Source organism: Mesorhizobium sp. WSM4844 (genome assembly GCF_055811775.1).
The window spans coordinates 442,198-456,401 of record NZ_JBVVQB010000001.1 but is presented as its reverse complement, the minus strand read 5'-3'; the positions used below and the strand labels follow the sequence as shown (position 1 = coordinate 456,401).

Here is a 14,204-nt window from a genome sequence, read left to right as displayed (position 1 = left end):
TGGGGCACTGAAGGCGGATAGCCGGCACGCAAAAGCGCCGCCGCTTGGCGGGCTCCTGGATGCGTTCGCTCATCGAGATCTGCCACCTATTTCGGGCACGTCGCAGCCGCGATGCAGAAGCTGTGGATCAAGTCGCGAGGCTCAGCGCGCCGCAGCGTGGCAAAACGAAAAATTCTCCTTCGTTTGGTTGATGCCGGAACAGTGCTCCGTCCGTAAGTTCGTGCTATATATTAGCAGGAGCTGTTATGAGGTTTTTGCCCGTTCAGGAACCGACCAACACATGGGCCGTGTTCGATACGACCGTGGATGTGCCGGCGTACTTCGCTGGTATTTGCCTTATCGGCTTGCCGCGGGAGCGGGCGGAGTGGCTCGCGGCAAGGGCCAATCAAGATGCGTTGGCAAGAAGCAGCAGGATCGGCCGGCTCTCGTCTCCGGAGACTGAGCACGCCGTGCTTCCGATACGCAAATGCCAGAAATCGCTTACACCAGTAGGAGGGAGTTCAACGACGGAGGAAGAGGCCGCTGCGTTGGCAGCCGGGTACCAGCAGCCACAGTAAGTCCGATATCACCAGCGATACAGCCATTGGTTCTGGGCAAGACCATCCAGCTTGCCCGGTTCCTGCCGGAAAGATCGCGGTTATTGCTGATCCGGCATCTCGGTATTCTCTTGGGGGTTCTTTTCGATGCCCGCGGCAGGCGAGGTGTCGGCCGGGGCGTTCCCACCCTGGTTTTGCTCAGGGGCTCTTGTGAGTGGCGAGGTGCGCCAGCCCATATCGGCATACAAAAAGCCGATGAGAAAGCCGACGATGATGATCGCTGCTATGACCAGCGAAAGTATTGCGTTACGTCGCTCCATGTCCGGCTCCTTCCTGCGAGCCGAACAGCCAGTTTCGAAAATGGTTCCCATCCAGCGGCAGGTCGTGGAACTTCGCACCGTGCCGGCGGTTGACACGCAGGGCTGCGAGCGGTGAACGAAGCCTCCGTTGTTTCCGTCGCAGCAGGAAGGAGACACCATGGCCAACAAGAAAACCACATCGAAACCGGCAATCCGGCAGGCAAATGCCGCTGGCTTGCGACGTCCAAGGCGGGATGCTGACGATACGGATGCCGGAGCCAGGCCACCGACGCCGAAAAGCGCGGGAGCCTCGAAGCCCTCGACCGCTCCGCTGGACAATCCGGTGGCCAACCGCAATGCCGGCCGGCCGCGCCAGCAAGGCGCCACGCCGCGGCCGACCGAAAAGCCGCTGGACTAAAGGGCAAACGAACTAGGACGTCGGGACCAATTCAGCCAAGGCTCTGAGAATGGCCGCCTGATCTGCCGGCTTGCGAACAAATCTAGCGTTGGCGAACGCGGATGGAACATCGCGCGGCCCAAAGCCGGTCAGGCACGCGAACGGAATATGGCGGGTTTTTAGTTCTTCTGCGATCGCCAGGCTCGTTTCGCCATGCAGTTGAACATCCAGCAGCGCCACGTCGACAGGATTTTCGCCGATAAGACGAAGGGCTGCCGCCACCGAAGGGGCCGGGCCGATCACCTGATGTCCCGAATCGCGCAGACAAGCAGCGATGTCCTCGGCGATGAGCCATTCATCCTCGACCACCAGAACGCGCAGCGGGTCGGTCACGGCGTCTCCTTGCGCGGCATCGGGAATGTGATCTGGACCTCAAGACCGTCATCGTTGAAGGTGGTCTCGACGTTTCCGCCAAGCCGGTAGCCGATCTCACCCTGCAGCAGGGAAAGTCCGAAGCCGCTGACTTCAGGTTTTCTGACCGGCGGCCCGCGTCTCTCGCGCCAGGCGAGCGTGAAAACGTCGCCCTCGCCAGACCATTTCAGAACGACCCTGCCCTCGGGCTTCGACAGCGCGCCATATTTGGCGGCGTTGGTCGCCAGTTCATGAATGACCATGCTAAGGGAAAGGCCCTGTTGCGGGCTAAGCTTCACGTCAGCGCCGTCAAGTTCGAACCGGTCAAGGCTGAAAGGTTCGAGCTCCTGATGCAGCAGTTCGTTGATAGAAGCTTCTTTCCAGCGCTCCTTCGACAGCAGACCGTAAGCCCGCGACATGGCGTGCAGGCGACCGATCAGCGCTTCGGCGAACTCTTCCTTCGATTCCGAACTTTCACGGGTGCGGTTGGCGATGCTGGCGACCACCGCCAGCATGTTCTTGACGCGGTGGTTCAGCTCCGAAATGAGCACCCGGTTTTGCTCTTCCGTCTCGGCCAATGTGGTGACATCGACCAGCGTGACCACGACGCCCTGGATCCTGTCGTCCTTGTCGCGATACGGATTGATGCGAACCATATAAAACCGGCCCCGGTTGTCGCGCGCCAGATGATGGTTCAGGGTCTCTCCGGTTTCGAAGACGGCATCGATATGCGGTTTCAGCTCGGGATAGTCGAGCTGGCTCGAAAGCTCGGTCAGCGGCCGGCCGACGTCGGAGGGACGCAGGCTGAAGAAGGACGAGGCCGCCGGAGTAAAGGTCCGCACCACCAGATTGCGGTCGAGGAAAATGGTTGCGATCTGCGTGCTTTCGAACAGATTCCGCAAATCGCTGTTGGCGTGGTCGAGCTCTTCTATCTTGCTGGTCAGCTCCGAATTGATGGTGTTGAGCTCCTCGTTGAGCGACTGCATCTCCTCCTTCGAGGCCTCAAGCTCCTCATTGGTCGACTGCGCCTCCTCGTTGACGGAGAGGAGTTCCTCGTTCGACGATTTCAGCTCTTCCAGCGCCGTTTCGTACTCCTCGATCGTCGACTGCAGTCGCTCCCGCGTTTCGCGCAGCTCCCGCTCGAGATCAGCAGCGCCTTCGCCATCACGGTTTTCGCCCCGCATATCCGACCGCGGCTGCACCGGCCCCGTCGGTTCGAACAGGACGAGATAAAGCCGTTCGCCCTTGCCGCGTTCCGCCAGGGGCTCGACAGTGAGTTTGATCGACTGGGCCTGTTCGCCGTCCTCGTCGACGACGACATTTTCCCGCACGACAGTGCGGCGCGTCGTGGCGGCTTCCCGCAACGCTGCGCGCAGGTCGAGCCTTAGGCCGGCGCGGGCCAGACTCAGCACCTGCCGGCTCGGAATGCCTTGCGGCGCCTCGAGATAGCTGCCGGTCCGCGCCGAATAGTAGACGACGTCACCGTCGCCGTTCACCACGACATGCGGCGGCGCGAAACGCTCCAGCACTTGTGCCTCGACCGCCTGTCGAAGCGGATAGCTGGCGGTTCGCTTGTTCGGCCCCGTTCCTTCAGGCAGCAAGGCGCCTGAACGGCCATCGCCGATCAGCATCGGCAGCCTAATGTGTGGCGAGGCATGCTCGCGCGCCTGAAAAATGCGCTGCTTCTTGTCGACGGTGGCGAAGAGGTCGTCGTGCTGGCCGACGCTTTCGGACGTGCCGAGGAAAAGATAACCGCCCGGCCTCAACGCGTAGTGGAAGATCGGGATGACCCGGCTCTGGATGTCCGAGCCGAAATAGATCAGCAGGTTGCGGCATGAAACCATGTCCATGCGTGAAAAAGGCGGGTCGCGGACGATACTGTGAGGGGAAAAGACGCACAGCTCCCGAACCTCGTTGGCAAGCACGTAACTCTCGCCGTCGCTGCTGAAAAAGCGCTGCCTGCGCTCGGGCGAAACCCCCTGCAGCAATGCCGCCGGGTAACGCGCAGCGCGCGCCACCGCAAGTGCGGGCTCATCAATGTCAGTCGCAAATATCTGGACGCGCGGCACAACCGAAAGCGTCTCCATGTGCTCGCGCAACAGCATCCCGATGGAGAACACCTCCTCGCCGGTGGCGCAGCCAGGCACCCAGATTCTGACGGCGTCGCTGGCGGTCTTGCCCTCGAACAGCTGCGGTACGACCTTCTCCTCGAGCAGCTTGAACGCGTCGGGATCACGGAAAAAATCGGTGACGTTGATCAAAAGGTCACGAAATAGGTTCGCCACCTCGCGAGGGTCCTTCTTCAGCCATTCAACATACTCTTCAATGGAATCAAGCTGTCCGATTTGCATGCGCCGCTTGATGCGCCGCAGGAATGTCTTGGTCTTATAGCCTGAGAAATCGTGGCCGGATTGGCCCTGCAGAATGCCGTAGATCTCGTCGCGGAGCCGACCCAGTTCTGCCGTCTCGTGCTCGCCGTCTCCGGCAACCCCGTTCAGCATGTCGAAGCTGCGGGCGAACCCCTCGAGCTTCGCGCCGATCTCTTCCGCCGGCGCCGCAATGTCGATCAGCCCGCTGGAGATCGCACTTTTCGGCATGTCCGGGTTGCGCGGACCGTAGCCGTCGGGAGCCTGGGCGACCGTCAGTCCGCCACGCTCCTTGATCGCCTTCGCGCCAAGCGTGCCGTCGGAATCGCCGCCCGACAAAATGACCCCAACCGCATATTCGCCCTGATCCTCCGCCAACGCGCTAAAAAAGATATCGATCGGCTTGCGCTCGCGGCTGAGCACGTTGGATGGCCGCAGGTGCAGCACTCCCCGCTCGATCGTGAGAACGACGTTTTGCGGCATCACATAGACGTGGTCGGACAGGACAGTGGTGGCGTCCTCGACGACAACAACCGGGAGTTGCGTGTAACGTCCGACGACCTCATGAAGCAGGCTTTCGCGCTCGGGGCTGAGATGGGTGACGATGACGAACGCCATGCCGGGCTGGCCGGTGATGCCTTTGAACAGGCCCTCCATTGCAGGAATGCCGCCGGCCGACGCGCCGACGCCCACAATTGGAAATCTCTTCACCTGAGATGTCACCGCAAGCCCTCGGTTGAACAGCCTAGACGACAAGGCCGCCAAATCGACCCAAAGCCCACGACCGGGCTGAACGCAACGCCCAGCATATAACGTGCGCGAGGGCCGGAACAAGTCCGTGCAGAGGGCGTTAAAGTCGGGATTATTGTGGAACTCCAATGTCAAAGCGCACACCTGAGCTGAAGCTGACGAGACGAGCGTCGTTGCGCTTCGAGGATCTGCTGAGTTTGCCGGGAAACGAATCCATTCCGCCGCGCATGCTTGTTTTGGCGAAGCGATTGCAGGCAGCCTTGCAGGAACATTCCGAACAGGCCCGTGCGGACACTTGCAAATCCCGCTCGAAGAAAGGGCGATGAGGTGCGCGATCTCCGAGGAGTGCGCATCCTGATTGTCGAAGACGATTGGGTATTGGCCGGCGATCTTGCAAGATATTTCGGCAATATGGGCGCGGTCGTCCTTGGCCCTGCGGCGACGGTCGAACACGCCTCCATGCATACCGAGGTGGCTGAGGCCGCGATCCTCGACGTCAATCTCAACGGCCGGCGGGTATTTCCGATCGCCGATGAACTGATGCGCCGCGGGGTTCCCTTCGTCTTTTTCAGCGGTGACGAGGACATCGTCATTCCCGAACGTCTCCGCCACGCCAGCAATCTTCGAAAATCGTCGGATAGCTACGCCGTCTTCGACGCCTTGTTCCCTCCGGAAAAATCCGCCCTTGCCGGTCGCCCTGCCGTGAACTTGTCGGACAACGTGTTTTCACTTCTGCCGAAGCTCAGGCTCGCGGCGCGGCTGCTTCTGGGCGACGTCGGTGCTTCCGATCGGCTGGTCGAGCGGACACTCGAGCGCGCCATCGGTGAGATCGACAGGCGGCCCGGTGTATCGACCGAAGACTGGCTGAACGGCATCATGCGAAACATTGCCGGATCGGGCGGAACCAGCCTGCTGCACTGAGCTTGGTTTTCTGACAGTCTGAAAAGTAGGCGAAAACAGCCATCTATAGTTAAGTCCTCTATCAGAACGCGAGGCGCGCCTAAGAGCTACCCGACAGCGCTGAGTAGCAGCTTCCTCAGCCGTTCTTGCGGTCGATGAATTTGTTGAACCGGCTGTTTTTTCCGGAGCCGGTTTCGTCCTGGTAAAGGAAAGTCAGATCGTTCTCGTCGAAAATCCGGAAGAACTCATCCCATTCGATGGGTTCGAGCTTCTCCTCGGGCTCGCCAAAATCGATCCGCAAGATGCCGCCCTCGCCCCTGGTTCGTACAACCGCCGGTCGGCCACCACGATCTTCGGCCCATTGGCGGATCTCGTCATGATTGGTGGTTGTCTTCGAGTCAGACATTGGAACCTCCTTTGATCCAGACCTTGCATGCGTGTGGCCTCCTGGCTTGCGCCCACGGGCCGCCCACGGACCGGATGACCGCCCCTAACACCAAAGAAGCTGCAATGTTCCAGCGCATCGCCCAAGGCTCGTTCGCCATGCGTTCACCTCAGGTTGCAGCCTCGCCAAAACCATCTTTGTTGAAGCAGAGGGAACAAACCTTTTGCCAAACAGTTCGGGGCGCCAAGGCCAACTGCGTAAGGAGTTGTCGTGAAACGCATACTGGTTACAGGAGGGTGCGGTTTCATCGGCCGCCACGTCGTCCAGGAACTCATTGAACATGGTTACTCTGTCTGCATTCTCGATGCGCTGCTGGAACAGGTGCACGGCAGCGAGGCGATCAGCCTGCCGGCGGGAGCCGAACTGATCAAAGGCGACGTTCGCGATGGCGCCGCCGTCGCCGAGGCGCTGCAGGGCGTCGACGCCACCGTTCATCTCGCCGCCGAGGTCGGCGTCGGCCAGTCCATGTACGAGATCGCCCGCTATGTCGGCGCCAACGACCTCGGCACCGCCACCCTGCTCGAGGCACTGATCAAGCATCCGGTCGAGAGGATCGTCGTCGCTTCGTCGATGAGCGTCTACGGCGAGGGTCTCTATGCCACGCCAGGCGGCCGGCGCGTCGACAATGCACGGCGGCAGGCCAGCGACGTCAAGAGCGGCCAATGGAATCCGCTGTCGGCGGCGGATGAAAGCCTGTCGCCGCTGCCGACAGACGAGGAAAAGCCGGTCGACCTCGCCTCGATCTATGCGCTGACGAAATATGCCCAGGAGCGCGCCGTGCTGATCTTCGGCGATGCCTATGGCGTCGACGCGGTGGCGCTGCGCCTGTTCAACGTGTTCGGCGCCGGACAGGCGCTGTCAAACCCTTACACCGGCGTTCTGGCGAATTTCGCTTCCCGCCTCGCCAACGGCCAGCGGCCGATGATTTTCGAAGATGGCGAGCAGAAACGCGATTTCGTGCATGTGCGCGACGTCGCCCACGCGTTCCGCCTGGCGCTGGAACAACGCCAGGCGCGCGGCCACGTCATCAACATCGGCAGCGGACGGGCCTATGCGATCAGCGAGGTCGCCCGGCTGCTCGCCGACGCCATGGGTGTGCCGGACCATCGGCCTGAAATTCTCGGCAAGGCGCGCGCCGGCGATATCCGCAATTGCTTCGCCGACATCTCGAAGGCGCGCGAACTGCTCGGTTTCGAGCCGCAGCACCGGCTGGAGGATTCACTCGACGAGTTCGTCGCATGGGTGCGCAACACGGCCGCCATCGACCGCGGCGCCGACATGAAACGGGAACTCGAAGAGCGAGGACTGGTGTCATGAGGCCGGACGGTTTTCGTGAAGCGCCGGTGGCTATCCTCGGCGGCAGCGGCTTCATCGGCTCGAACCTCGCCGACAGCCTGTTGTCGGATGGGGTGCCGGTGCTGGTCATCGACAATCTCAGCCGCCCGGGCGTCGATCAGAACCTGGCCTGGCTGGCGCAGAAGCACGGCAATCAACTTGCCGTGGAAACCGCCGATGTCCGGGACGAAGACGTGCTCGCGCCGCTTTTGGTGCATGCCAGGGCGATATTTCATCTCGCCGCGCAGACCGCCGTCACCACGAGCCTGGCCCAGCCAAGCGAAGATTTCGACATCAATCTGCGCGGAACCTTCAACGTCCTGGAAGCGGCTCGCCTTAGCGGCAGACGCATTCCCGTGATCTTCGCCAGCACCAACAAGGTCTATGGCGGCCTGCCCGACGTCACAGTGCGCGAAGAGGACGATCGGTGCGTGCCCTGCGATGCCGGCATCCGCGCCAACGGCATAGACGAGGCCTGCGGCCTGGATTTCTGCACCCCCTATGGCTGCTCCAAAGGCGCGGCCGACCAATATGTGCTCGATTATGCCAAGTCGTACAATCTGCCGACCGCGGTCCTGCGCATGAGCTGCATCTACGGGCCGCGCCAGTTCGGCACGGAGGACCAGGGCTGGGTCGCCCATTTTCTGCTCAGCGCGCTTTCCGGCCGGCCGATCACGATCTACGGCAACGGCAAGCAGGTGCGCGATATCCTTCATGTCAGCGACGCCGTTGCGGCCTATCGCGGGGTACTTGCCCGGATCGACGACATCAAGGGCCAGGCATTCAATCTCGGTGGCGGACCGGGTAACGCCATCAGCCTGCGTATGCTGATCGAGGAGATCGGCGAGCTGACCGGGCGGAACCTCGCGATCCGCTACGACCGGGAACGCACCGGCGACCAACCTTTCTTTGTCGCCGATACCCGCAAGTTAGAAGCGACGCTCGACTGGAAAGCGCATGTCTCCTGGCGCGACGGCGTCCGCGATCTCGCCGACTGGCTCCGGCGTCATCGCCTCGAGCCTGAACCAGCGAGGTACGTGGCATGAAAGTCGCCCTGGTCAATCCGTTCTGGACCTACGAGGACAGCATCTATTTCGGCTGCCGCCAGCCACATCTGCCGCTGGAATTGGGCTACTCGAAAGCCTCGCTGGAGGCCGACGGCCATCAGGTGCTGATGCTGGACGGGCAAATCCAGAAGCTCGACAACGCGGCACTTGCCGATCGCGTCGCCGCTTTCGCACCGGCCATGACCGTCGTCAGCACGGCGCCGACCTATTTGTTTTGGCGCTGCGCGCCGCCCGAGCTGCGTGTACCAGCCGACTTCCTCAACCGCCTCGCCGGGCACGGCGGCCGCACAGTGGCTGTCGGGCCGCACGGCTCGGCGACGCCGGCGCCGACGCTGCGCAAGCTGGGCGTCGATGTCGTCGTGCGCGGCGAATGCGAAGAGGTCGTCGCAGAACTCGCCCGCCGTCACGATTGGAGCGCCGTGCCCCACACCGCCCACCTCGACGAGGGAAAACTTGTCGGCAATGGCGGCGTCCACACCAGTTCGTTTGTCGATCATCCGCCGCTCAGCTGGCCGTCCGATTGGATAGCCGCGCATTCGCACCATCACCACCGATTCGATGACAATCAGCTGGGTTTCGGCGCGGAGGTCGAGGCATCTCGCGGCTGCCCCTACAATTGCAGCTTCTGCGCCAAGATGGATTTCCGCGACGCCTACCGCCGCAGGAGCCACGATGCGATCATCGCTGAAATCGATCGGCTGATCTGGCAAGGCGTCGGCTACATCTATTTTATCGACGAGATATTCCTGCCGCAGAAGGCGCTGCTGGAGGCACTGGTCGATCGCGACGTCAAGTTCGGCGTGCAGACCCGCATCGATCTTTGGAAGCCGGAGCTCCTGGAATTGCTTGGTGCGGCCGGCTGCGTTTCGATCGAAGCCGGCCTTGAAAGCCTGACGGTGGAAGGCCGGGCCATGCTGGCAAAGCGTTGCCGGCTGGGCACCGAGGAACTGGCCGCTTTGCTGGTCGATGCACGACGTCACGTTCCGTTCGTCCAAGCCAATCTGATCGGCGTCGTCGAGGACGATCCGGCTCTGGTCGACCACTGGCGCAAGCACCTCATTGACCGCGGCGTGTGGGCCAACGAGCCGGTCCCGCTCTATCCCTATCCCAGTTCGCCCAGCTATCGCGAGCTTTGGGGCGAGCCCGACGATCTCGCCTGGGAGCGCGCCCACGAGCATTATCTGGCCTCGTTCCGGACGTTCAGCGATATCCAGGAGAAGCGCCCCCGCGCGCTGGCCGAGTTGGAGGCGACATGTTGCAGTCACTGATCCGCCGCCCGCGGCGAATCCTGATGACCGTCGATGCCGTCGGCGGCGTCTGGCGCTACGCGCTTGATCTGGCGCGGGAGTTGGCTCATGGCGGCGACAGCATCGTGCTCGCCGGGCTGGGCCCGGAACCGTCGGAGGAGCAGGCGAAGGAGGCACAGGCTTTCGCCGGCCTGGCGTGGCTCAAGACACCGCCGGACTGGATGACCCGCAATGAGGACGATCTGGAAATGTTGCCGCAGGAACTGCGCGCGCTCGTTGGCGATTACGCGATCGACCTCGTCCATCTCAACGCGCCGACGCAGGCGGTGGGACTTGATCTGCCCTGCCCGGTCGTGGCGGTCTCGCACTCATGCGTCGTGACCTGGCTCCACGCCGTCAGGGGGCGGGCTGCGGACGGCGAATGGGCCTGGCAGAAGGACCGCAACAGACGCGGCTTCGATTGGGCCAATGCGGTAGTCGCACCCAGCCGCAGCCATGCCGACATGCTCGAGGCCTGCTACGGGCCGATCGCCCGCCTGAGCGTTGTCAGCAACGGCACACGGCCGGGTCCAGAGGCAGAGCGACGCGAACCGGTGGTTCTCGCCGCCGCGCGCTGGTGGGACGAAGGAAAGAACGCAGCTACGCTGGACCAGGCAGCAGCGCTGACGAAATGGAAAGTCTTCGCTGCCGGGCCGATCGAGGGCGGCGATGGCCAACATGTCAATTTCAGCAATGCCGTTGCTCTGGGCTCGGTCTGCCACGACGAGGTGCGTCGCTTGATGGCGCGGGCCGGCATCTTCGTATCGCCCTCCATTTATGAACCATTTGGCCTTGCCGCACTGGAGGCAGCGACGTCGGCGACACCTTTGGTGCTTGCCGACATCCCGAACTATCGCGAATTGTGGAATGGCGCGGCTTTGTTCTACGACGTCCACCATCCAGGCGATCTCGCCAGGTGCGTCGATTGTCTCTCTGACGATGCCCAACACAGGCGCCGGCTCGGCGAAGCCGCCGCACGCCGAGCGCGCAAGTTTTCACCAGCAAGGCAGGCGGCGGCCATGCACGACATCTACGATCGGGCCGCCCTGGCCGTTGCGGAACGCTGACAATGCGGTTCCTGTTCTATACTCATTCGGTCGTTTCCGACTGGAACCACGGCAACGCACATTTCCTGCGCGGCATCATGCGGGAGCTTGTTGCACGCGGGCACCAGGCGATCGCGCTGGAGCCAGCAGACGGCTGGAGCCGTTCGAACCTGCTGGCAGAGAAAGGGCCTTACGCGGTCGAGCGCTTCAGAAAAGATTTTCCGGAGCTGATGCCGGTGACCTACGACGCGTCCTTCGACCATGAAAGCTGGATTGCCGACGCCGATGTGGTGATCGTCCACGAATGGACTGACCCGAAACTTGTCGAGCGCATCGGCGGGGCCAAGGCGAATGGAGGCGGTTTCACGCTTCTGTTCCATGACACCCACCATCGCGCCGTGTCGGCGACGCAGGCGATCTCGGCCCTGCGGCTGGAGCATTATGACGGCGTGCTCGCCTTCGGCGAGGCGTTGCGCGAAAGCTATCTTCGCGCCGGCTGGGGCAAACGTGCCTTCACCTGGCATGAGGCGGCGGATGAGCGCCTGTTCAAGCATCACCCGGAGATCGACCCGACTGCCGATCTGATCTGGATCGGCAACTGGGGCGATGACGAGCGCAGTGCCGAAATCAAGGAATTCCTGATCGATCCGGTGGAAGAACTTCGCCTGCGTGGCACTGTTCATGGCGTGCGCTATCCACGCGAAGCGCTCGCCGATCTTGCCGCCGCCGGCCTGGAATACGAAGGCTGGATTGCCAATGCCGACGTGCCCAAGGCATTCGCGGCCCACCGCGTTACCGTCCACATCCCGCGGCGCCCGTATAGGGAGAACCTGCCCGGCATCCCGACGATCCGCATGTTCGAGGCGCTCGCCTGTGGCATCCCGCTCGTGTCGGCGCCTTGGGCCGATGTCGAACAACTCTTCAGGCCAGGCATCGACTTTCTTTTCGCGCGCGACGGTTCCGAGATGTGCCGTCATCTTCGCGACGTGCTGGACGATGCCGACCTGGCCGCCTCTCTGGTGAAATCGGGCCTCGAAACCATCGGGAGGCGACACACTTGCCGCCACCGGGCGGACGAGTTGTTCGACGTGCTCGCCGAATGCGGCAACCGCCAGGCCATCGATCGCATCGCCATAGAGGAGACAGTCGCATGAAGATTGCATTTTATGGATCGAGCCTGCTGTCGTCCTATTGGAACGGCGCGGCGACTTATTACCGCGGATTGCTGAAGGCTCTTTCTCAGCTCGGCTACGAGATCACCTTCTATGAACCGGACGTCTACGACCGGCAGAAGAACCGCGATATCGAGGCACCGGACTGGTGCAACGTCGTCATCTACGAGGCGACCCCGCATGCGCTGATGCAGGTGGCAGCAAGCGCAGGCGAAGCTGATATCGTCGTCAAGGCAAGCGGAGTCGGCTTCGAAGACGAGGCGCTGCTGCGCGCCGTACTCGACCATGCCCGGACGGATGCGCTGACAGTGTTCTGGGATGTCGACGCACCGGCCACTCTGGGCCAATTGCGCGACGAGCCGGATCACCCCCTGCACCGCGCGTTGCGGGAGATCGACCTTGTCCTCACCTATGGCGGCGGCGATCCGGTCGTCTGGGCCTATCGTGCGCTGGGGGCTGCCGAATGCGTGCCGATCTACAACGCGCTCGATCCCGAAACGCACCATCCGGTCGCGAAGGACAAGCGTTTCGCCTGCGACCTCGCCTTTCTCGGCAACCGCCTGCCGGACCGTGAAGCACGCGTCGAAGCCTTCTTCCTCGATCCGGCCAACCGTTCGGGCGATCAGCGTTTCCTGCTCGGCGGATCTGGTTGGGGTGACAAGCAGCTGCCGGCAAATGTCGCATGGCTCGGCCACGTCGGGACGCGGGACCACAATGCGTTCAACGTCACCCCCAAGGCGGTGCTGAACATCAGCCGCGACAGCATGGCCGCCAACGGCTTTTCGCCTGCCACGCGCGTCTTCGAGGCTGCCGGTGCCGGCGCATGCCTCATCACCGATGCCTGGCTCGGCGTCGAATTGTTCCTGGCCCCCGGGGAAGAGATCCTGGTGGCGCGCGATGGCAATGATGTCACTGAGATCTTGCGCACCCTCACCCCCCAGCGGGCAAGGGCGATCGGCGCATCCGCGCTTCGGCGTGTTCTCGCCGAGCATACCTATGCTTTAAGGGCCGCTGTCGCCGACGCTGTCTTCAGGCGTCATTTCGAGCGCCCCACCGTGGAGGCAGCGGAATGACCCAGCGGCTCGACATCGTCTTTCTTGGCCTGTCGTTGTCCTCTTCATGGGGAAACGGCCATGCCACGACCTTTAGGGGGTTGCTGAAGGGCCTGCACGAGCTCGGCCATCGCGTCACCTTCCTGGAGCGCGACGTGCCGTGGTATGCGAACCATCGCGATCTGCGCGACCCGGATTTCTGCATGTTGCGCTACTACGAAACGACGAACGATCTTCGTCGGACCTATGCCGGCTGTCTGCAACAGGCCGATGTCGTAGTGGTCGGGTCGTTCGTTCCGGAGGGGCGAGCCGTCATCGACATCGTCGCGTCCCTGTGCACGGGCCAGTTCTGCTTCTACGACATCGACACGCCGGTCACGCTGGCCAAGTTCGCCGCGGATGATTGCGACTACCTATGCCGGCGGCAGATCCCGTATTTCGACGTCTATTTCTCGTTCACCGGCGGGCCAACACTCGCCCGATTGGCGGCGGACTTCGGTGCACGGTGCGCCGAGCCGCTCTACTGCTCCGTCGACCCGGAGCGGCATCGCCGAACGGCCGATCCGATCTGCTGGGACCTTGGCTATCTCGGCACTTACAGCTCGGACCGGCAGGCGACGCTGGATGCTCTCCTGCTCGAACCGGCAAGACGCATGCCGGACCGTCGCTTCGTCGTGGCCGGCTCGCAATTCCCGTCCGAGACCGTCTGGCCAAGCAACGTCGATCGCATCGAGCACCTGCCGCCGGCGGACCACGCCTCGTTCTACAGCCGCCAGCGCTATACGTTGAACGTCACGCGCAGCTCCATGATAGCGGCTGGGTGGTCTCCCAGCGTACGCCTCTTCGAGGCGGCTGCCTGTGGCACAGCGATCATCAGCGATCGCTGGACCGGTCTGGACAGCTTCTTTCCGACAGCCACGATCAACACGGCGGGCCAAGCCGAAGACGTGATCGATATCCTGTCCAGCCAATCCGACCGCGTCAGGCTTGCTTTGGCCAAGCGAGCGCGTGCAACGATCCTGGCGGCACATACAAGCGCCGCGAGAGCCCGCGAATTCGTTTCGCTGCTGGCGCGGCCAAGATCGGCACGTCCAGCGCTCGATCTGAACATCGAAAGTGCAGCATGACTGGCAGACAGGAGA

General features: G+C 62.6%; 14 protein-coding genes. 10 read left to right on the top strand and 4 right to left on the bottom strand.

All coding sequences use genetic code 11. The annotated features are described in order from the left end of the window. Positions 1–637: 637 nt before the first annotated feature. The gene (locus AC0L2A_RS02085) at positions 638–856 is read right to left on the bottom strand and encodes a hypothetical protein (RefSeq protein ID WP_128172239.1); all 219 of its coding nucleotides are present in this window, start codon (positions 854–856) and stop codon (positions 638–640) included. A gap of 157 nt (positions 857–1,013) precedes the next feature. On the opposite strand from AC0L2A_RS02085, the gene AC0L2A_RS02080 reads away from it, so the two are divergent. Then, entirely contained in the window at positions 1,014–1,253 is a 240-nt protein-coding gene (locus AC0L2A_RS02080) for a hypothetical protein (protein WP_023801273.1), read from the top strand. Positions 1,254–1,265: 12 nt separating this feature from the next. Here the strand turns inward: AC0L2A_RS02080 and AC0L2A_RS02075 are convergent, their stop codons facing one another. Together AC0L2A_RS02075 and AC0L2A_RS02070 are read right to left on the bottom strand one after the other, a co-directional pair. Continuing rightward, positions 1,266–1,625 carry a response regulator gene (locus tag AC0L2A_RS02075; RefSeq protein ID WP_023801272.1) on the bottom strand — a complete coding sequence of 120 codons (360 nt, stop codon included), beginning with the start codon at positions 1,623–1,625 and terminating at the stop codon, positions 1,266–1,268. Then, positions 1,622–4,720 carry a CheR family methyltransferase gene (locus tag AC0L2A_RS02070; RefSeq protein WP_473607297.1) on the bottom strand — a complete coding sequence of 1,033 codons (3,099 nt, stop codon included), beginning with the start codon at positions 4,718–4,720 and terminating at the stop codon, positions 1,622–1,624. Before AC0L2A_RS02070 ends, AC0L2A_RS02075 begins: the two co-directional genes overlap by 4 nt. 167 nt (positions 4,721–4,887) lie before the next feature. On the opposite strand from AC0L2A_RS02070, the gene AC0L2A_RS02065 reads away from it, so the two are divergent. Both AC0L2A_RS02065 and AC0L2A_RS02060 read left to right on the top strand, forming a co-directional pair. Continuing rightward, positions 4,888–5,085 carry a hypothetical protein gene (locus AC0L2A_RS02065; RefSeq protein ID WP_023801270.1) on the top strand — a complete coding sequence of 66 codons (198 nt, stop codon included), beginning with the start codon at positions 4,888–4,890 and terminating at the stop codon, positions 5,083–5,085. Between the two features lies 1 nt (position 5,086). Beyond that, positions 5,087–5,680: a response regulator gene (locus tag AC0L2A_RS02060; protein WP_036270045.1), complete on the top strand. Its 594-nt coding sequence runs from the start codon at positions 5,087–5,089 to the stop codon at positions 5,678–5,680. Positions 5,681–5,795: 115 nt separating this feature from the next. Here the strand turns inward: AC0L2A_RS02060 and AC0L2A_RS02055 are convergent, their stop codons facing one another. Beyond that, entirely contained in the window at positions 5,796–6,065 is a 270-nt protein-coding gene (locus tag AC0L2A_RS02055; RefSeq protein ID WP_473607296.1) for a hypothetical protein, read from the bottom strand. A gap of 249 nt (positions 6,066–6,314) precedes the next feature. On the opposite strand from AC0L2A_RS02055, the gene AC0L2A_RS02050 reads away from it, so the two are divergent. The 7 genes from AC0L2A_RS02050 to AC0L2A_RS02020 are packed head-to-tail and all read left to right on the top strand — an operon-like array spanning position 6,315 to position 14,189. Then, on the top strand, positions 6,315–7,421 hold the full coding sequence (locus AC0L2A_RS02050; RefSeq protein WP_473607295.1) for an NAD-dependent epimerase/dehydratase family protein: 1,107 nt from the start codon (positions 6,315–6,317) through the stop codon (positions 7,419–7,421). Next, positions 7,418–8,485, top strand: a complete 1,068-nt coding sequence (locus tag AC0L2A_RS02045) for an NAD-dependent epimerase/dehydratase family protein (RefSeq protein ID WP_473607294.1) — start codon at positions 7,418–7,420, stop codon at positions 8,483–8,485. The genes AC0L2A_RS02050 and AC0L2A_RS02045 overlap by 4 nt, the downstream gene beginning before the upstream one ends. Further along, complete coding sequence (locus AC0L2A_RS02040; RefSeq protein ID WP_473607293.1) at positions 8,482–9,774, top strand: TIGR04295 family B12-binding domain-containing radical SAM protein; 1,293 nt, start codon at positions 8,482–8,484, stop codon at positions 9,772–9,774. Before AC0L2A_RS02045 ends, AC0L2A_RS02040 begins: the two co-directional genes overlap by 4 nt. Continuing rightward, positions 9,759–10,859: a glycosyltransferase family 4 protein gene (locus tag AC0L2A_RS02035; RefSeq protein ID WP_473607292.1), complete on the top strand. Its 1,101-nt coding sequence runs from the start codon at positions 9,759–9,761 to the stop codon at positions 10,857–10,859. Before AC0L2A_RS02040 ends, AC0L2A_RS02035 begins: the two co-directional genes overlap by 16 nt. Positions 10,860–10,861: 2 nt before the next feature. Then, entirely contained in the window at positions 10,862–11,992 is a 1,131-nt protein-coding gene (locus AC0L2A_RS02030) for a CgeB family protein (RefSeq protein ID WP_473607291.1), read from the top strand. Continuing rightward, complete coding sequence (locus AC0L2A_RS02025) at positions 11,989–13,083, top strand: CgeB family protein (RefSeq protein WP_236378475.1); 1,095 nt, start codon at positions 11,989–11,991, stop codon at positions 13,081–13,083. The genes AC0L2A_RS02030 and AC0L2A_RS02025 overlap by 4 nt, the downstream gene beginning before the upstream one ends. Continuing rightward, a complete protein-coding gene (locus AC0L2A_RS02020) occupies positions 13,080–14,189 on the top strand; it encodes a CgeB family protein (protein ID WP_473607290.1) in 1,110 nt (369 codons plus the stop codon). The genes AC0L2A_RS02025 and AC0L2A_RS02020 overlap by 4 nt, the downstream gene beginning before the upstream one ends. Positions 14,190–14,204 lie beyond the last annotated feature (15 nt).